General features: G+C 39.0%; 13 protein-coding genes and 3 tRNA genes. 15 read left to right on the plus strand and 1 reads right to left on the minus strand.

Annotation, left to right across the window (positions count from 1 at the left end; translation table 11 throughout):
- Positions 1–792 carry a (Fe-S)-binding protein gene (locus AABK36_RS02320; RefSeq protein WP_309937411.1) on the plus strand — a complete coding sequence of 264 codons (792 nt, stop codon included), beginning with the start codon at positions 1–3 and terminating at the stop codon, positions 790–792.
- A gap of 39 nt (positions 793–831) precedes the next feature.
- Positions 832–1,317, plus strand: a complete 486-nt coding sequence (locus AABK36_RS02325) for a hypothetical protein (RefSeq protein ID WP_309937412.1) — start codon at positions 832–834, stop codon at positions 1,315–1,317.
- A 90-nt stretch (positions 1,318–1,407) separates the two neighbouring features.
- Here AABK36_RS02325 and AABK36_RS02330 read toward each other — a convergent pair whose 3' ends face one another.
- Complete coding sequence (locus tag AABK36_RS02330; RefSeq protein ID WP_309937413.1) at positions 1,408–2,397, minus strand: aspartate-semialdehyde dehydrogenase; 990 nt, start codon at positions 2,395–2,397, stop codon at positions 1,408–1,410.
- 165 nt (positions 2,398–2,562) lie between these two features.
- On the opposite strand from AABK36_RS02330, the gene AABK36_RS02335 reads away from it, so the two are divergent.
- The 13 genes from AABK36_RS02335 (at position 2,563) to rpoB (ending at position 18,414) form a co-directional block, all read left to right on the plus strand.
- A complete protein-coding gene (locus AABK36_RS02335) occupies positions 2,563–6,849 on the plus strand; it encodes a lamin tail domain-containing protein (RefSeq protein ID WP_309937414.1) in 4,287 nt (1,428 codons plus the stop codon).
- A gap of 129 nt (positions 6,850–6,978) precedes the next feature.
- Entirely contained in the window at positions 6,979–9,564 is a 2,586-nt protein-coding gene (locus tag AABK36_RS02340) for a M1 family metallopeptidase (protein WP_309937415.1), read from the plus strand.
- Between the two features lie 161 nt (positions 9,565–9,725).
- Positions 9,726–9,808, plus strand: a tRNA-Tyr gene (locus AABK36_RS02345).
- A 129-nt stretch (positions 9,809–9,937) separates the two neighbouring features.
- Positions 9,938–10,010, plus strand: a tRNA-Gly gene (locus AABK36_RS02350).
- 13 nt (positions 10,011–10,023) lie between these two features.
- A tRNA-Thr gene (locus AABK36_RS02355) sits at positions 10,024–10,095 on the plus strand.
- A 57-nt stretch (positions 10,096–10,152) separates the two neighbouring features.
- Positions 10,153–11,340, plus strand: coding sequence for an elongation factor Tu (gene tuf, locus AABK36_RS02360; RefSeq protein WP_309937416.1), 1,188 nt, complete (start codon positions 10,153–10,155; stop codon positions 11,338–11,340).
- Positions 11,341–11,528: 188 nt separating this feature from the next.
- Positions 11,529–11,720, plus strand: a complete 192-nt coding sequence (secE, locus tag AABK36_RS02365) for a preprotein translocase subunit SecE (RefSeq protein WP_309937417.1) — start codon at positions 11,529–11,531, stop codon at positions 11,718–11,720.
- Positions 11,721–11,746: 26 nt separating this feature from the next.
- Positions 11,747–12,295 carry a transcription termination/antitermination protein NusG gene (gene nusG, locus AABK36_RS02370; RefSeq protein ID WP_309937418.1) on the plus strand — a complete coding sequence of 183 codons (549 nt, stop codon included), beginning with the start codon at positions 11,747–11,749 and terminating at the stop codon, positions 12,293–12,295.
- 4 nt (positions 12,296–12,299) lie between these two features.
- Positions 12,300–12,743 carry a 50S ribosomal protein L11 gene (rplK, locus tag AABK36_RS02375; RefSeq protein ID WP_309937419.1) on the plus strand — a complete coding sequence of 148 codons (444 nt, stop codon included), beginning with the start codon at positions 12,300–12,302 and terminating at the stop codon, positions 12,741–12,743.
- A gap of 11 nt (positions 12,744–12,754) precedes the next feature.
- Complete coding sequence (gene rplA, locus AABK36_RS02380; protein ID WP_309937420.1) at positions 12,755–13,444, plus strand: 50S ribosomal protein L1; 690 nt, start codon at positions 12,755–12,757, stop codon at positions 13,442–13,444.
- Between the two features lie 11 nt (positions 13,445–13,455).
- Positions 13,456–13,980 (plus strand): 50S ribosomal protein L10, encoded by a 525-nt coding sequence (rplJ, locus tag AABK36_RS02385; RefSeq protein ID WP_309937421.1) that lies wholly within the window; start codon positions 13,456–13,458, stop codon positions 13,978–13,980.
- A gap of 35 nt (positions 13,981–14,015) precedes the next feature.
- Positions 14,016–14,390, plus strand: a complete 375-nt coding sequence (gene rplL, locus AABK36_RS02390; RefSeq protein ID WP_309937422.1) for a 50S ribosomal protein L7/L12 — start codon at positions 14,016–14,018, stop codon at positions 14,388–14,390.
- A gap of 157 nt (positions 14,391–14,547) precedes the next feature.
- Positions 14,548–18,414, plus strand: a complete 3,867-nt coding sequence (rpoB, locus tag AABK36_RS02395) for a DNA-directed RNA polymerase subunit beta (protein ID WP_309937423.1) — start codon at positions 14,548–14,550, stop codon at positions 18,412–18,414.
- Positions 18,415–18,431 lie beyond the last annotated feature (17 nt).

Here is an 18,431-nt window from a genome sequence, read left to right on the forward strand (position 1 = left end):
ATGGAAGTACCTACTATGAAGGCTATGGCTGCCGAAGGAAAACAGCCTGAAGTATTGTTTTGGGTTGGTTGTGCCGGATCTTTTGATGACAGATACAAGAAAGTCACTATTTCAATGATCAAAATACTTAATGCTATCGGTGTAGAGTATGCAGTATTGGGAGATGAGGAAATGTGCACAGGAGATCCTGCAAGAAGAGCCGGTAATGAATTTTTGTACCAAATGCAGGCTACGCAAAATATACAAACTTTGAATGCATACAAAGTTAGTAAGATTGTGACCGCATGTCCCCATTGTTTCAATATATTCAAGAATGAATATCCGGATATTGGAGGAAATTACGATGTGCTTCACCATTCGCAGTATTTGCAGGAATTAATCGATGGAGGAAGGTTGAAACTGGAAGATAACAAGCCTTTTAAAGGTAAAAAAATCACATTTCACGATTCTTGCTATCTAGGGCGAGGCAATGATGTGTATGAGGCTCCTAGGGCTGTTATTGAGGCTTTGGATATGGAATTGGTGGAGATGAAAAGATCTCGTAAAAATGGGATGTGTTGTGGCGCTGGCGGCGCGCAAATTTTCAAGGATGCTGAAAGTGGAAACAATGAAGTTCACTTTGAAAGAGCGAAGCAAGCTTGTGGAACAAATACTGAGATGGTTGGAGTAGCTTGTCCATTTTGCATGTTGATGCTTAGAGATGGAATGAAGAATGAAAATTCAGACATGGAAGTGAAAGATATCGCTGAGATCGTCTATGAATCAATGAATGAAAATAAAGAAAAGGCATAGCAAAAAAATATTTATACATTTGTGAAAAAATAAACTGCTATGTTAGAAAAATTTGAAAATATGCCTGACTCTTCAAGGCTGTGGGTATATCAGTTTGAGAGAGTATTGGATAAGAAGGAGCAGGAAAGAGTATTGCAGGGAATGATGCCATTTATAGAGTCATGGCAAGCTCATGGTAAAGACTTGAAAGCTAGTTGCGAATTGAAATATGGTCTCTTTTTGATCCTTGCTGTGGATGAAGATATGCATGGAGCGACAGGGTGCTCTATTGACTCATCAGTGAATGCAATCAAAAAGATAGTTGCTGAAATAGGTGTTGATTGTTTTGATCGCTCCAAGGTCGCGTTCAGAAACGGCGATAACTTTATCGTAAGATCTTTGCAGGAGTTGAAAAGCTCGGCGGAGAGTGGAGAATTGAACGCCGACTCATTGGTGTATAATAACGGAGTGGCTGATAAGTCTTCATTTTTGAAAACTTGGGAACTCAAAGCCCTAGATTCATGGGCTAAAAGATATATTGTCTGATAAGAACATTGAGTTTTGAATAAAAAGAAAAGGCTTTCATCAGATGAAAGCCTTTTCTTGTTTGTTAAGATATTTAATTTTCAGCAAGTATTATACAAGCTCGTTTTTTACTAGATATTCAGCTATTTGAACAGCGTTGGTGGCAGCTCCTTTTCTTAAGTTGTCGGCAACTACCCACATATTAAGCGTATTTGCTTGAGATTCGTCTCTTCGGATTCTTCCAACAAACACTTCGTTTTTGTTGTGAGCGTTGATAGGCATAGGGTAAACATTATTTGCAGGATCATCTTCAATGATAATGCCTTCTGTGCCTTCTAGAATAGATCGAACCTCTGCTACGTCAAAATCATTTTTAAACTCCGCGTTGATAGCTTCCGCATGACCTCCAACTACCGGTAATCTTACTGTAGTTGCCGTAACTTTCACCTGATCATCCTCAAGGATTTTCATAGTTTCGTTGGTCATTTTCATTTCCTCTTTTGTATAGCCATTGTCCATGAATACATCGATATGAGGCAATACGTTCATGTCAATCTTATGAGGATAAGCCATTTCTCCTTCTACGCCATTTCTCTCATTTGTCAACTGGTCTACGGCTGCTTTTCCTGTTCCTGTTACTGATTGGTATGTCGAAACAACAACTCTCTTCAAGCCATATTTTTCATGAAGAGGAGCCAAAGCTAGAACCATTTGAATTGTGGAGCAGTTAGGGTTGGCAATGATTTTATCTTCTTTTGTTAAAGATGAAGCATTGATTTCAGGAACGATAAGCTTATTAGCCGGATTCATTCTCCAAGCTGAGGAATTATCAACTACTGTAGTTCCCGCTTCCGCGAATTTTGGAGCCCACTCCAAAGATGTTCCTCCTCCAGCTGAAAAAATAGCAATGTCAGGCTTGGCTGCAACAGCGTCTTCCATGCTAATAATAGTATATTCCACGCCTTTATATTCCATTTTCTTCCCTGCGCTACGAGCTGAAGCTACTAGCATTAGCTCGTCGAATTGGAAGTTTCTTTCATCTAGGACCTTAAGGATTTCGCCACCGACTAGACCGGTAGCCCCAACTACTGCGATTCTCATATTATCGACATTTATACTATTAAAATAATTGTAATTATAAGAAGAAAAAACAATCCTTTTTCCTTTTGTTGGATTGTTCTTTGCTTTGTTACAAAGTTATCAATTTTTTTTCATCAAAAGCCATATATCCCAAATAATAAAATGATAAAGCTTAAAAAGTGGAAGATGAAATTTGCCCTCATCGCTATTTTCTTTATGAATATTTTTCAAGAGGCTTCATGTATGTACTATTTTGACTTTGAGAGCCGGAATTTGGAATTATTCTACATTCATCAATTGAATAATGAGAAATCTGACATTGACACTTTATTGCTTATCTCAGAATTGATGGTTGATCCTTCTCCGTCTGTTGAACTCCCTAATGTGGAATATATTGAGATTTTCAATCCTAATGAATTTTCTGTGAATACTATAGATTTTACAATAGCGGATTTGAGCAAAGAAGTGAAGTTGAAGGAGTTTATATTGGAACCGCAAGAGTACTTGTTGCTTGTGAAAGAAGGGCATGTGGAAATGTTTTCGGAATCAATGAATGTCATGGGTTTGAGTAGTTGGGCGTCATTGAATAATTCCAGCGATGAGATAAAGCTAAAAAATAGGCAAGAAGTGTTGTTGGATCGAATAGAGTATGACTTAAGCTATTATCAAGATAGTGAAAAGTCGAAAGGTGGATGGAGTTTGGAGAGAATAAACCCAGATTGGAAATGCTATGATAAAAGAATGAATTGGAGGGGTTCGGAAGCGCCTGCTGGTGGTACACCTGGTTTGGAGAACTCAATTGGTAATTCAGATTGGCATGGCGAATTGCCTCGATTGGAGAGAATAGCCTTGAATGACTCATTGATGGTTTTGGGTTTTGATATTCCAGTTGATGCAACACGCTTTAAGGTCTTTGTTGATGGGACTGCAATTAATGATGGGGTTTGGAGTATTGATCAAAAAAGCTGGACACTTGTTGGAGAATGGGAAGAGCGAAAATATCAATTAACAGTTTCTGATTACTCGAATTGCAATGGCATTTCCAGATCTGATACAACGGTGGTGTTGGAGTTGGATAAGACTCTGCCAGTGTATATTGGTGGCGAGTTTGTAAACCCGAATGTCGTTCGGCTGAAATTTGATGAAATAATAAAGGATGAGGAGTTGAAAGTGATAGGGGAGTCCAATGAAGAAATGGAAATTGTGTTTCAAGGCCAAGCGATAGAGTTGATTTCAGAAGATGCTTTTGTGAATGATAGCTTGTATAGGTTTAAGCTAATTGGTTTATCAGATTTATCAGGCAATAAAGTGGATACGCTAGAGGTGAATGTGCTGGCTCAAAGCGAGTTCGTTAGTTCCTTAGTTCATGATGAAAGAGTTGTTGACTTGGTGTTTGATATTGAGTTAGGGTCATTGGATAGTGTTGAAATATATGTTGAAGGAATTGGGAGAGCGGATATTTTTTATTTGTTGGATGATAAAGTGTTAAGGCTTTTCTTGCCTGAGGGAATAAAGAAAAATATTATATGTCCGGTTAGTATTAGAAATTTAAAGAGTCTTCAAGGAGAGCTTATTAGTTCTTTTGACGCTTACTTGCATTGGGATACTAGAAAAGCGAGTTTACTTAGAGCTTATATCCTAAATGATTTTCAAATCAATTTAGAGTTTAATGAAAAGCTGAATGAGGAAAGCTTGCATTTGGGGTCTTTTGAATTGGGCACGGGATTGTTCCCAACAGAATTCGTTTCACTTTTTCATGATGAATTGTTTACAATTGAGTTGAGTTTTGATCATCAATTTCAGAGTGATAGCGCTTATCAACTTTCTCTACATGATTTACCAGATATGCAAGGGAATTTGTTGAACAAAAAAGTACTGTTGAAATATGACACGGTAGCGCCGATATTGGACGCATATTTTTATAAGCCGACTTCAAATATTTTAAAGCTCGTTTTTGATGATTTGATCGCCGAGGTTGAAGTTGTAAGAGTTGATGGGAAGGAGATTCCATTTTTAGTAAGGAATAATATTTTGATGGCTCAAGATTCAGTTAATGAGTTTGATTTAGATATTATTGGCATGAAGGATTTTAATGGAAATAAGCATGATAGTGTCCGATACCTTTTGGGACTGGAGAATGAAATTGGCCAGGATATTTACTTTTTAAATGATCAAAGTGTTTTTCTCGAAACGGATTACCAAAATTATAATGTTGAACAATGTGGTGTTAGTGAAGGGGATATAGTCAAAGGAGGCGTGATATTTTCTGCTTGTGAGTCTTTTGAAGAGTTAGAGCTTGTAGAGTTCAAGGGTGAAATTGATTTTGATTTGTATTATGATGATTATCTGAGCAAAGTAGAATGGTTTGATCAGATGGTAAAGATTTCATTTGATGGTGAAATCTTAAATGATTCTGTTGGTGTAAAAATCGAAGGAGCTGATTTGACTTGGCAAAGTTGGAATGATGATCAGTTATATGTGGGATTTGAAAATGTTGGCGATACTGTTTGGTTAAGTGTTTCGAGGCTTGAAGGCTCTTATTTTCAAAAGTTGCCTGACTTTAGTAAGAGATATATAAGAGAGATTCAGGATACATTGCCTCCATCAGTTATTCGTTATGAAGTTCTTTCTGCTAATGAGTTGTTGTTGGAGTTTAATGAAGAGGTGGAGAAATTCTCAAGTATAGTAACGAGCTATTTCGCGGTAAATAAGAACAAGCCAGTAAAGATTGAGCGTGAAAGTTCTAAGAGGTTGAGGATTGTTATTGAAGGGGAGTTTGATGATTGGAATGTGTTGGAAATTACTGGTGTCAGAGATCTTAGAGGAAATGAAATTCATGAGCGAAAGATTGAATTTGCTTATAGAAGAGTAAGAAATCCCAAAATTGGAGATTTGCTGTTGACTGAACTGATGATTTCTCCCGAAAAGGATGGTGTTTTCCCATTTGAATATGTGGAATTATTTAACGCTTCAGATCAAACGATTGATTTGCAGAATGTGATTTTATCAGATGAATCAAGTTCTGTTCAGCTCCCAAAGGACTCTTTGCTAAGTGGGGAATATGCGGTTTTTTGCAAGGGTGATTGTCGAGATGGATTTAGCAAAGATGCGAAAGTTATTGAGCTTCTTGCGATGCCGTCTATGAATAATGGAGGGGATGTGATAAGTATAAGTGTTGATGGGAGTATTTTGGATGAAATAGACTATAGCATTGATTATTATCTTGATGTCATTCAGGAAGGGTTTGGCTTGGAGAAAGATATGCAATTTCATTGTAGTCAATATGGATGGGGAGTGTCGCGCTCAGAATTAAAGGGTACGCCGGGGATGAGGAATTCCATAGAAGGGTTGATCGATGAATTTGATCAGTCAGAATTAGATGTTCTTGTCGAGTTGAAGTCTGAGACTTTGATAAAGATGAGTTTTAATAAACCTTACAAAGAGGTTGATATTGATGAAATGGGTTTTCAAAAAGGAAGTGTTTTGAATGCTGAGCCAATAGATGATTTTTCGATTGAATTTACGCTTGAACATGAGCTTGAGTCTGATCGTTTGTATTCTTTTGAGTTGGATGGGGTTTCATGGTGTCATCAGTTGAAGAATGCTAGGCCTGTGAAGGTATTGAAGCCTTCTGGTGGATTGGTGAATTTGAAGCTTTCGGAAATTTTATTTGATCCGGTACAGGATTGTGAGGATTTTATTGAAATTTTCAATGTGTCGGATTCTAAATGGGTTGATTTGACCAATTTATCAGTGAGAAAAGAATTGTTTGGCGATTCGGGCTTTAATGTGCCTGATTATGGAAAGTATTTAGCCCCGCGGTCTTATTTGTGGTTTTCAAGTGATGTGCAATGTAATCTGGAGCTTTATTCTAATGCTGAAAGTGATAATGCGGTCGAGGTGAAGTCTCTTCCCAATTTCGTGAACGAACAAGGGAGCGTTTACCTCGTAGATGCAAGTAATGGATTTGTTGTTGACAGCTTGGTTTATGATGTGGAAGTGCAAAGCTTTTCCCATATTGATGATGTTGAAGGATTTAGCTTGGAGAGAAGGTCGTTTGATGATTCTCTAGCTTCTGATGTGTGGAAAATGTCGAGCGAGTCATCTGGAGGAGCAACGCCAGGTAAGGAGAATTCAGTCTATATTGATGCGGTTGATTCGGATCTTCAGTTTTATTTGTCTAGCAATGTGTTGATTCCAGAAAGTGAAGAATATTCGGAGCTGGAGATTTATATGGATTTTCATGAGCCTTTTGTTGGCAAGGTAGAGGTATTGGACGCTTATGGTCGTCTTGTTCATGAAATTCATTCTAATATGAGTTTTGGTGTCAAAAGTGTATTAAGTTGGAATGGCTATGGAAATAAAGGTAGGTCGTTGAAGGAAGGGTTGTATATATTAAGACTGGAAAGAGATTTGGGGCAAGGTAATAAGGAAGAGTATTTCAAGTCTTTTGCTATTGGCTGGAAAGATTGACGCAATTTGCCATTTACATAAATAATTGCTTGATCCGTGTAAAGTTGTTCGGATGCTGTGTGTTTTTTAATTATTTTAACCCAAATAATAAATATCTCAAATTTGAATATTGAAAATTATCATAAAATTATGAATAATAAGTTAGGGTTGCTATTGATAGCATTGGCTATCGTTTCATGGGGGTGTGGAGCTTCTCAACAAGCAGCGTCTGTTCTTCATGATCAAGAACATGACGAGCGGGTTCGTGAGATATCTGCTGAGGATTTGGCTCTGTTGAATAAAGAGGACTCCTTGCTGTCAATTTATAGAGCTTCAGCTACAAAATATTTTGACCTCTTGCATACGAAATTGGAGGTCAGTTTTGATTGGCAAAAACAATTTTTATATGGTAAAGCTAGTATAGGTCTGAAACCGCATTTTTATTCTCAAGATTATTTGGAGTTGGATGCTAAAGGTTTTGATATCAATGAAGTATCTATTTTTAACAAAGATGGAAGCAAAGATACGCTTGAATATAGTTATGATGGGAAAAAGTTAGGCGTTAGTTTGCCAAGGGAGTTTACAAAAGATGAGTTGGTCCAATTGTATATTGATTATGTAGCTAAGCCAAATGAATTGGAAGTTGGAGGTAGCACTGCGATAACAGAAGATAAGGGGCTTTATTTTATTAACCCTGATAGTACTGATAGTAAGAAGCCTACTCAGCTATGGACTCAAGGTGAGACGGAAGCTTCTTCTTGTTGGTTTCCAACGATTGATGTGCCGAATTCCAAAACGACACAGGAAATATTCATGACTGTTGATGATAAGTTTAAAACATTGTCTAATGGATCTTTGATTTACTCTAAGCATAATGAGGATGGTACGAGAACGGACTATTGGAAAATGGATAAAAAACATGCCCCTTATCTTGTGATGATGGCTGTGGGGGATTTCGCAGTCGTTAAAGACAAGTGGCGAAATATTCCTTTGGCTTATTATGTTGATCATGAGTATGCGGATGATGCTCAAGCGATATTCAATAATACTCCTGAAATGATGGAATTCTTTTCAACAGTTCTTGGGTATGATTACCCTTGGCCAAAGTACGATCAAGTAGTCGTACATGATTTTGTGTCTGGAGCTATGGAAAACACATCCGCGTCGGTTTTCATGGAAGAAGTGCAAATGGATAAGCGTAATTTGCTTGATTATGATTGGGATGGGATTATTGCTCATGAATTGTTCCATCATTGGTTTGGTGACTTGGTGACGTGCGAATCATGGTCTAATTTGCCTTTGAATGAATCTTTTGCGAATTATAGCGAATACTTGTGGTTTGAGCATAAGCATGGTAAGGATTATGCGGATGCTCACAGGCTTGACGAGATGAATGGATACTTTGCGGAAGCGGAATCCAAAAGGGAAAATATGATTCGATATCATTATGTAAGTCGTGAAGATATGTTCGATAGGCATTCTTACAATAAAGGAGGGTGCATTTTGCATATGCTTAGAAATGCTATTGGAGATGAGGCGTTTTTTGCATCTCTTCAGCTGTATTTGAATACGCATCAGTATGGTACTGTCGAATTGGCTGATTTGAGAATGGCTTTTGAGAAAGTTACTGGCCAAGATTTGAATTGGTTCTTCAATCAGTGGTTTCTAGCTTCGGGACACCCTGAATTGAATGTGGCGAGTAGCTATAATCCGGAAAAACGAAAAGTTGTAGTGAATGTTACTCAGGTTCAAGATTTGAATAAAACGCCTCTTTACCGATTGCCATTATATGTTGATGTGTACAATCAAGGCAAGAAACAAAGATTTCCTGTAGTCATTGACAAGGAGACTAGCTCTTTTGAATTTGAGGTTAATGGAGTGCCTGATTTCGTGTTGTTTGATGGGGATCAGCAATTGTTGGGGATTGTTAACCATCCAAAGAGTATTGATGAACTTAAATCCCAATATAATGCTTCAGATCAATTTATGGCAAGGTACAGTGCTTTAACAGCATTGCAAGACTCTGTCAAAGAAGGTCATCTTGGTTGGGATGATCTTGTTTTGACAGAAGCGTTTAAAGATTCTTCTCAGACGATTAGGGAAATATCTTTGGCATTCATGGAATCATATAAAGGTTCGCAACTTGACGCTTTGGTAGCGAAAGTAGAGAAAGTTGCGGCTTCAGACTCAAAGTCAATGGTTAGAGCTGCGGCGATTAATTTATTGGCGGAATTGGCGCCGACAGAAAACTTGGACTTGTTTGAGCATGCCTTGCATGACTCTGCTTACTCTGTGATAGGTTCTGCCTTGTATGGATATTCGTTGGCTAATACGAATGTTGATGAGGTTAGCGATTTGTTTGAAAAGTATGATGATCAGAATAATGTTAATATTATTTTATCCTTGGCAGGATTTTATTCGAAAAACAAAGAGTATATAAAGTATGGTTGGTTTGTGGATAAGATTGATAATGGAGGACTTGAGACTCAATGGTATTTAGTTCAAATGCTTGGCGAGTTGTTGGATGAAGCGCCTGAGGTTCAAAAAGAAGCGGGGGTGGCTTATTTGAAAAAAATGGGCTTGGAGGGCAAAAGCAAATATTTGAGATTGGCAGCTTTGCAGTCGTTATTGTATTTGGATACACCTGAAACTAAAGAGGCTGTCAAAGAATTGGTTAAGGCTGAGCAAGACGAGGATTTGGTGAATTATTACAGTCAAATGCAGTTCGGAGATTAATTCTTTTGTCCTTTGATCAGTAAAGTCGGCCTATCTTATTGAAAATGAAATTGATTATGGCTGATTTTTTTTTTGAAATATTTGACAAATGAAAAAAAGAGTATACCTTTGCGTTCTGATTGGCGAAATTTCGCTATGGCGTAGCTGTGGCTAGACTGTTAGGGGAGATACCAAAGCGGCCAACTGGGACGGACTGTAAATCCGTTGTCTTTCGACTTCGCAGGTTCGAATCCTGCTCTCCCCACGCAATGATTTTTGTTGTGTGGTCGAAATGCGAAGATTAAAATGTCGATTTTGATGTTGGAAAGATCGGAATTTGTCTCATTTTGAATTTTGCTGTCAGATTATTGTGTTTATATTTATATAAATATAAGCGGGTGTAGCTCAGCTGGTAGAGCGACAGCCTTCCAAGCTGTAAGTCGTGAGTTCGAACCTCATCACCCGCTCGCGATTAATTTTGCCGGGGTAGCTCAGGGGTAGAGCGCTTCCTTGGTAAGGAAGAGGTCGGGAGTTCAAATCTCCTCTCTGGCTCATTTTAATTGGAATTAAATTTTTATTTTATACTAACTAAATAGAGGATTTAGAAACATGGCTAAGGAAACCTTTGACCGTTCGAAACCGCACGTTAATATTGGTACTATCGGTCACGTTGACCATGGTAAGACAACGTTGACTGCAGCAATTTCTAGAGTGTTAGCAGACAAAGGTCTTGCTGAACAAAGAGACTTCGGTTCTATCGATAACGCTCCTGAAGAAGCTGAAAGAGGTATTACTATCAATACTTCACACATCGAGTATGAAACTGCAAACCGTCACTATGCTCACGTAGATTGCCCAGGTCACGCTGACTACGTTAAGAACATGGTAACTGGTGCTGCTCAGATGGATGGTGCTATCATCGTAGTTGCTGCTACAGATGGTCCTATGCCTCAAACTCGTGAGCATATCCTTCTTTCTCGTCAGGTAGGTGTACCTGCTTTGGTTGTATTCATGAACAAAGTTGACTTGGTTGACGATGAGGAATTGCTAGAGCTAGTAGAAATGGAAATCAGAGAGCTTCTTTCTGAGTATGACTTCCCAGGTGATGATATTCCTGTAATCCAAGGTTCTGCTCTTGGTGCTCTTAACGGAGAGCCTGAGTGGGTTGCTAAGGTTGAGGAGTTGATGGATGCAGTTGATAACTACATTCCAGAGCCTGAGCGTCTAGTTGACCTTGATTTCTTGATGCCTGTAGAAGATGTATTCTCGATCACTGGTCGTGGTACTGTTGCTACTGGTCGTATCGAAAGAGGTATCATCAACTCTGGTGATCCTGTAGAAATCTTAGGTATGGGTGCAGAAGATCTTACATCTACTATTACTGGTGTTGAGATGTTCCGTAAGATCCTAGATAGAGGTGAAGCTGGTGATAACGTAGGTCTATTGCTTAGAGGTATCGATAAGACTGATATCAAGCGTGGTATGGTTATCGTTAAGCCTGGTTCTGTGACTCCACACGCTCACTTCAAAGCTGAGGTTTATGTGTTGTCAAAAGAAGAAGGTGGTCGTCACACTCCATTCTTTAACAGATACCGTCCTCAGTTCTACTTCAGAACAACTGACGTAACTGGTGAGATCACTCTTCCAGAAGGTGTTGAGATGGTTATGCCTGGTGATAACGTTACTATCGAGGTTAAGTTGATCAACGCTATCGCTCTTGAAAAAGGATTGCGTTTCGCTATCCGTGAAGGTGGTAGAACTGTTGGTTCAGGTCAGGTAACTGAGATCTTGGACTAATATTCATCTAAGTGTGTCATTTTTAGGGTGATACATTTGTTGAATGATAATATTATTCTTAACTTTGCATCCCGTTTTGGGGTGCAAGGTTTTGATTTGCGAATGAAATGGATTGATAAGCTTGTTTATAAGCTTGTTTTCAGGTTCGATTCCTGTCTTTCGTGCTTTGTAATAAAAACTATACGACCATGTTGAAATTGAAAACTTTTATAAAAGATTCCATTGAAGAGATGAGGGATAGGGTGACTTGGCCTACTTACAAAGAGTTGCAATCCAATTCTGTGTTGGTGTTGGTCGGTTGTCTGGTTTTTGCTGTAATTATTGGTCTGATTGATCTTTCTTTCAAGAATGTCATGGACTTGTTCTACGGTAGTTTTTAACCCATATTTTTCTAATACAGGTTGTTATGAATGAGTATAAGTGGTATGTTATCCGAGTTGTGAGCGGTCAAGAGAAGAAGGTTAAGAGTTATATCGAGACCGAATCTCAGCGCCAAGATTTGCAAGATTACTTGCCTCAAGTTTTGATACCTTCTGAGAAAGTGTATGAAATGAGGAATGGTAAGAAACGTGTTAGGGAAAGAAATTACTTTCCTGGATATGTTCTTTTGTCTGCGGATTTGTCACATGGGGAGATGGCTCCTTTTATTAAGTCTGTGCCTAGCGTTATTGGTTTCTTGAGTGAAGCTGGTGGTGGCGACCCTGTGCCTTTGAGGCAATCGGAGGTTAATAGGATTCTTGGTAAGGTGGATGAGGTTGAAGCTTCTGAGCAAGAAGTTGAAGCTCCATACATCGTAGGAGAACAAATTAAGGTGATGGACGGTCCTTTCAGTGGCTTCACAGGTGTGATCGAAGAAGTGTCAGAGGAAAGGAAGAAGCTTAAAGTAGTAGTGAAGATCTTCGGGAGAAATACTCCTGTGGAGCTTAATTATATGCAAGTAGAAAAACAAGATTAGCAAGATGGCTAAGGAAATTAGTGGTTACTTAAAGTTGCAGATCAAAGGTGGTGCTGCAAATCCTTCGCCTCCAGTTGGTCCTGCGTTGGGTTCTAAGGGACTTAACATTATGGAGTTCTGTAAGCAGTTTAATGCGAGAACTCAAGATAAAGCAGGTCAGGTGTTGCCGGTATTGATTACGATTTTTTCGGACAAGTCGTTTGAATTCGTAGTTAAGACTCCTCCAGCTCCTGTAATGATTCTGGAGAAGGCGAAGTTGAAGAAGGGTTCTTCGGAACCTAACAGAGACAAGGTTGGGTCTATTTCGTGGGATGATGTTAAAGCAATTGCTGAGGCAAAACTTCCAGACCTAAATGCATTTACTGTTGAATCAGCAATGAAAATGGTTGCCGGTACTGCGAGAAGTATGGGTGTTACTATTTCTGGTACTGCTCCATGGGCAGAGTAAAACATTAGAAAATGGCGAGATTAACGAAAAAAAGAAAAGAAGCTTTAGCTAAAGTTGACTCTAGCAAAGCTTACACGTTGGAGGAAGCTTCTACGTTGTTGAAAGAAATTACGTTTACCAAGTTCGACGCTTCGGTGGATATCGATGTTCGCTTGGGAGTTGATCCGCGCAAGGCTGACCAAATGGTACGTGGCGTTGTGGCATTGCCTCATGGTACTGGTAAAGACGTTAAAGTTTTGGTTCTTTGCTCTCCTGATAAGGAAGAAGAAGCGAAGGCTGCCGGTGCGGATTATGTAGGCTTAGATGAGTACATCAAGAAAATCGAAGGCGGTTGGGTTGATGTAGACGTGATCATCACTATGCCAACGGTTATGGCGAAAGTTGGACGTTTAGGTCGTGTATTAGGACCTAGAGGTTTGATGCCTAACCCAAAAGCTGGTACTGTTACCCTTGAGGTTGGTAAAGCTGTTAAAGACGTGAAAGCTGGTAAAATCGACTTTAAAGTTGATAAATCTGGTATTATTCACGCTAGCGTAGGAAAAATATCTTTCTCTGCTGAGAATATCCAAGACAACGTGAAAGAAGTTCTTCAAACAATTACGAAACTTAAGCCTTCAGCGGCTAAAGGGACGTACTTCAAGAGTATTCACTTGTCAACTACAATGAGTCCGAGCATTAAGGTTGATAGTAGCACATTTTAGGCGTTATAATTATGGATAAGGTAGAGAAAAATCAGGTAATAGAAGAGTTGTTGTCTAAATTTGAAGAAAATGATTTCTTCTATATTGTAGATGCTTCAACTCTTACTGTAGCAGAAATAAACGACTTCAGAAGACTTTGCTTTGAAAAAGGAGTAGAGTACAAGGTATATAAAAATACGCTCATCCGTAAGGCGCTAGAAAGGCTGGAAGCTGATTTCGCTCCTTTCGTGGATGGTGATGTATTTAAAGGTCAGTCAGGTATTATCTTCTCTAAGGAAGTTTCTAACCTGCCTGCAAAAATACTTAAAGAGTTTAGAAAGAGTGCTGAGAAGCCAACATTGAAAGGCGCTTCCATCGACTATGATCTTTTTGTTGGTGATAACCAAATCGATCCACTAAGCAAGCTTAAATCTAAGGTTGAGCTTATCGGAGAAGTTATTGGGTTGCTTCAGTCTCCTGCTAAGAATGTTATCTCTGGTCTTAAGAGATCTGGAGGTGATATCGCAGGTATTCTTAAAACTCTTTCAGAACGTTAATATAAGGTATAAAAAAATAATAATTTAAAAGTAAAATGGCAGATTTAAAAGAATTCGCAGAACAGCTAGTTAATTTGACAGTTAAAGAAGTTAACGAATTAGCAGAAATCCTTAAAGAAGAGTACGGTATTGAGCCAGCTGCTGCTGCTGCTGTTGCTGTTGCAGGTCCTGCTGGTGGTGAGGAAGCTGCTGCTGAGCAAACTGAATTTGATGTTATTTTGAAGTCAGCTGGAAGCGCTAAACTTAAAGTTGTTAAAGCTGTTAAAGAACTAGCAGGTGTTGGTCTTAAAGAAGCTAAAGAAATAGTTGACGGTGCTCCTTCAGCAATCAAAGAAGGTATCGCTAAAGACGAGGCTGAAGCACTTAAGAAAGAATTGGAAGCAGTTGGTGCTGAAGTTGAATTGAAATAATATTGATTTGAACCATTTGTTTTAATGGTTGGCAAATTATTAAGGCCTGGCTAAAGTCAGGTCTTTTGCTGTTTGTGCTCACAAATGGAATCAAGGATTATTTCCTAGTAAACTCTCCGAATACAAATTCTTTTTACCATAAATAAAATATAGAACCTTGGCTAATAATATTCACTCTAGTAGAAAGAGCTTCTCTTCAATTAAAAAAGTCATCGACTATCCTGACTTTCTTGATGTTCAGGTGGAGTCATTCGAGGACTTTTTTCAGTTAGAGACCACTGCTGAAAAAAGGTCGCAAGAAGGATTGTATAAAGTTTTCGCAGAGAATTTCCCGATTACCGATAGTAGGGAAAACTTTGTGCTTGAATTTATAGATTATACAGTCGACCCTCCCAAGTATTCCGTTCAGGAATCCATAGACCGCGGCCTTACGTATTCTGTACCATTGAAAGCTAAGCTTCGACTTTCTTGCAATGATGAGGATAACGAGGATTTCGAAACCATCGAGCAAGAAGTGTTCTTGGGCAATATACCTTATATGACTTCCAAAGGGTCATTCGTCATTAATGGTGCTGAGAGAGTTATCGTATCTCAGTTGCATCGCTCCCCAGGCGTATTTTTCGCACAGAGTAAGCATACGAACGGTACTAAGCTTTATTCAGCTAGGATTATTCCTTTCAAAGGTTCTTGGATTGAATTCGCCACTGACGTAAACAATGTGATGTATGCTTACATCGATCGTAAGAAAAAGTTTCCAGTGACGACTCTTCTTAGAGCGATTGGTTATGGCTCTGATAAAGACATTTTGGATCTTTTCGGACTTTCTGAAGAGATCGAAGCTACGAAAGCTGCTTTGAACGGTGTGATCGGTAGAAGATTGGCAGCGCGTGTTTTAAGAACTTGGACAGAGGATTTCGTTGATGAGGATACAGGAGAAGTTGTGTCTATCGATAGAAACGAAGTGATTCTGGAAAGAGATGAGCTGATTACTGAAGAAAACATTGAGGAAATTCTTGATTCTGGTTCAAGATCAGTGATTCTTCATAAAGCTGATGTTAACATCACAGATTACAGCATCATCTATAATACTTTGCAAAAAGACCCTTCTAACAGTGAGAAAGAAGCTGTTGAGCAAATTTATCGTCAGTTGAGAAACAGTGAGTCTCCGGATGAGCAAACTGCGAGAGATTTGATACATAACTTGTTCTTCAGTGACAAGCGTTATGATCTTGGAGAAGTAGGTCGTTATAGAATAAACAAGAAGTTGGGTATCTCTCTTGATACAGATCAAAGAGTACTAACAAATGAAGATATTATACTTATCGTAAGATATCTAATTGGTCTGATTAACTCAAAAGCAGTAGTCGATGATATTGACCACTTGAGTAACAGACGTGTTAGAACGGTAGGTGAGCAGCTATATGCTCAATTTGGTGTAGGTTTGGCTCGTATGGCCAGAACTATCAAAGAGAGAATGAATGTTCGTGATAATGAGGAATTCAAACCGGTTGATTTGATCAACGCGAGAACGCTTTCTTCAGTTATTAATTCATTCTTTGGTACCAACCAGTTGTCTCAGTTTATGGATCAAACAAATCCGCTTGCTGAGATTACTCACAAAAGAAGAATGTCAGCATTAGGACCCGGAGGTCTTTCAAGAGAAAGAGCTGGTTTCGAGGTTCGTGACGTTCACTATACACACTATGGTAGACTTTGTACTATTGAGACTCCTGAAGGTCCAAACATTGGTTTGATTTCATCTCTTTGTGTTCATGCTAAAGTGAACAGCATGGGATTCATTGAAACTCCGTACCGTAAAGTAAATGAAGGGAAAGTTACTGACGACTTGGTGTACTTAACGGCAGAGGAAGAAGATGGTAAGAATATCGCCCAAGCTAAAGTGCCGTTGAATAGTGATGGAACTTTCAAGGATGATGTGATTAAAGCAAGGCTTGAAGGTGATTTTCCTGTTCTTCCACCAACGGAAATATCTTATATGGATGTAGCTCCTAATCAGATTGTTTCGGTTGCCGCTTCTATGATTCCATTCTTGGAGCATGATGATGCGAACCGTGCGTTGATGGGATCAAACATGCAGCGTCAAGCAGTTCCTTTGTTGAAACCAAATTCGCCAATTGTTGGTACAGGTCTTGAAGCTCAAGCGGCGAGAGATTCTAGAGCTCTTATTGTAGCTGAAGGAGATGGTGTTATCGATTTTGTGGATGCTAAGAAGATCGTAGTAAGATATGATCTAAATGAAGATCAAAAGTTAGTTGGCTTTAGCAATGAGTTGATTACTTATGACATCATTAAGTTTAGAAGAACTAACCAAGACACATGCTTGAACCTTAAGCCAATTGTATTGCAAGGTCAAAGAGTAGTTAAAGGTGAGATTCTTACTGAAGGATATGCTACGCAGACTGGAGAATTGGCTCTTGGACAAAACTTGCAAGTGGCTTATATGCCTTGGCAAGGGTATAACTTTGAGGATGCGATTGTAATTTCCGAAAAGGTTGTTAGAGATGACATCTTTACTTCAATTCACATTGATGAGTATGAACTAGAAGTTAGGGATACTAAGAGAGGTGAAGAGGAATTGACTTCTGAAATTCCTAACGTAAGTGAAGAGGCTGTTAAGAATCTTGACGAAAATGGAATCATCAGAACTGGTGCTGAAATCAAAGAAGGCGACATCTTAATTGGTAAGATTACTCCAAAAGGTGAGACTGACCCGACTCCGGAAGAGAAACTTCTAAGAGCAATCTTTGGTGATAAAGCTGGTGATGTTAAAGATGCTTCATTGAAAGCTTCTCCTTCATTGAGAGGTGTTGTTATTGAGACAAAATTATTCTCAAGACCTAAGAAAGATAAAGATTTGAGAGCTAAAGCGAGAAAAGACGTTGAGGTTCTTAAGAAAAAATATAGCTCTGATCTATTGAAAATCAGGGGTGTTATGATTCAGAAAATGGCTGAATTATTGGAAAATAAGACTTGTCAAGGTGTTTTCCATAAATTTGGCGAAGAGATATTGGCTAAAGGAGTTGGATTCTCTGTAGCGAATATCGAGCATAACATTTTCCCTGCGAAAAATGTGTTCAGAGATGAAAGCACATATAATGTTCCTGAGGAAGTTAACTTATTGTCAGATCTTATCTTGGATGATTGGACTGATGATCAGCACCTGAATGGCTTATTGAAGCAGTTGGTGACAAACTATAATTTGGGACGAAATGAGCTGATTGGACAATTCAAAAAGGAAAGATTTACTCTAGAAGTTGGAGATGAGCTTCCTGCAGGTATTGTCAAGTTGGCTAAAGTTTATATCGCGAAGAAGCGTAAGCTTAAAGTAGGTGATAAGATGGCCGGTCGTCACGGTAACAAAGGTGTTGTCGCGAAAATCGTAAGAGAAGAGGATATGCCTTTCTTGGAAGATGGAACGCCGGTTGATATTTGCCTTAACCCGCTAGGTGTACCTTCTCGTATGAACATTGGTCAGCTATATGAAACAGTTCTTGGATGGGCAGGATTGAAGTTGGGTAGAAAGTATTCTACGCCGATATTCGATGGAGCTACATTGGAGGAAGTTTCGTCTGAGATCAAAGAAGCAGGTTTGCCGGAATACGGTAGAACTTACTTGTATGATGGTCTATCGGGTGAGCGATTTGATCAACCAGTTACAGTGGGTATAGCTTACATGTTGAAGCTAGGTCACTTGGTGGATGATAAAATGCACGCTCGTTCTATTGGTCCTTACTCTTTGATTACGCAACAGCCGCTTGGTGGTAAAGCACAATTTGGTGGTCAGCGTTTTGGAGAGATGGAAGTGTGGGCTCTTGAGGCATTTGGCGCAGCCAATATCCTGCAAGAGATTCTTACAATCAAATCGGATGATGTAATAGGTAGAGCCAAAGCTTATGAAGCTATCGTTAAGGGAGAGAATATGGCTAAACCTAACGTTCCAGAGTCATTCAACGTGTTAGTGCACGAATTGAGAGGTTTGGCATTGGAAATTACATTAAACTAAATTTAGGACCTATTATT

Origin of the sequence: Aureibacter tunicatorum, from assembly GCF_036492635.1 — a bacterium.
Taxonomy (GTDB): domain Bacteria; phylum Bacteroidota; class Bacteroidia; order Cytophagales; family Cyclobacteriaceae; genus Aureibacter; species Aureibacter tunicatorum.

What these genes read in the sequence shown, in the direction of transcription:
- rplA (WP_309937420.1), top strand. Translation starts at nt 12,755, where the DNA reads ATGGCGAGATTAACGAAAAAAAGAAAAGAAGCTTTAGCTAAAGTTGAC.
- rplJ (WP_309937421.1), top strand. Translation starts at nt 13,456, where the DNA reads ATGGATAAGGTAGAGAAAAATCAGGTAATAGAAGAGTTGTTGTCTAAA.
- secE (WP_309937417.1), top strand. Translation starts at nt 11,529, where the DNA reads ATGTTGAAATTGAAAACTTTTATAAAAGATTCCATTGAAGAGATGAGG.
- rplK (WP_309937419.1), top strand. Translation starts at nt 12,300, where the DNA reads ATGGCTAAGGAAATTAGTGGTTACTTAAAGTTGCAGATCAAAGGTGGT.
- tuf (WP_309937416.1), top strand. Translation starts at nt 10,153, where the DNA reads ATGGCTAAGGAAACCTTTGACCGTTCGAAACCGCACGTTAATATTGGT.
- AABK36_RS02335 (WP_309937414.1), top strand. Translation starts at nt 2,563, where the DNA reads ATGAAATTTGCCCTCATCGCTATTTTCTTTATGAATATTTTTCAAGAG.
- AABK36_RS02325 (WP_309937412.1), top strand. Translation starts at nt 832, where the DNA reads ATGTTAGAAAAATTTGAAAATATGCCTGACTCTTCAAGGCTGTGGGTA.
- nusG (WP_309937418.1), top strand. Translation starts at nt 11,747, where the DNA reads ATGAATGAGTATAAGTGGTATGTTATCCGAGTTGTGAGCGGTCAAGAG.
- AABK36_RS02340 (WP_309937415.1), top strand. Translation starts at nt 6,979, where the DNA reads ATGAATAATAAGTTAGGGTTGCTATTGATAGCATTGGCTATCGTTTCA.
- rplL (WP_309937422.1), top strand. Translation starts at nt 14,016, where the DNA reads ATGGCAGATTTAAAAGAATTCGCAGAACAGCTAGTTAATTTGACAGTT.
- AABK36_RS02330 (WP_309937413.1), bottom strand. Translation starts at nt 2,397, where the DNA reads ATGAGAATCGCAGTAGTTGGGGCTACCGGTCTAGTCGGTGGCGAAATC.
- AABK36_RS02320 (WP_309937411.1), top strand. Translation starts at nt 1, where the DNA reads ATGGAAGTACCTACTATGAAGGCTATGGCTGCCGAAGGAAAACAGCCT.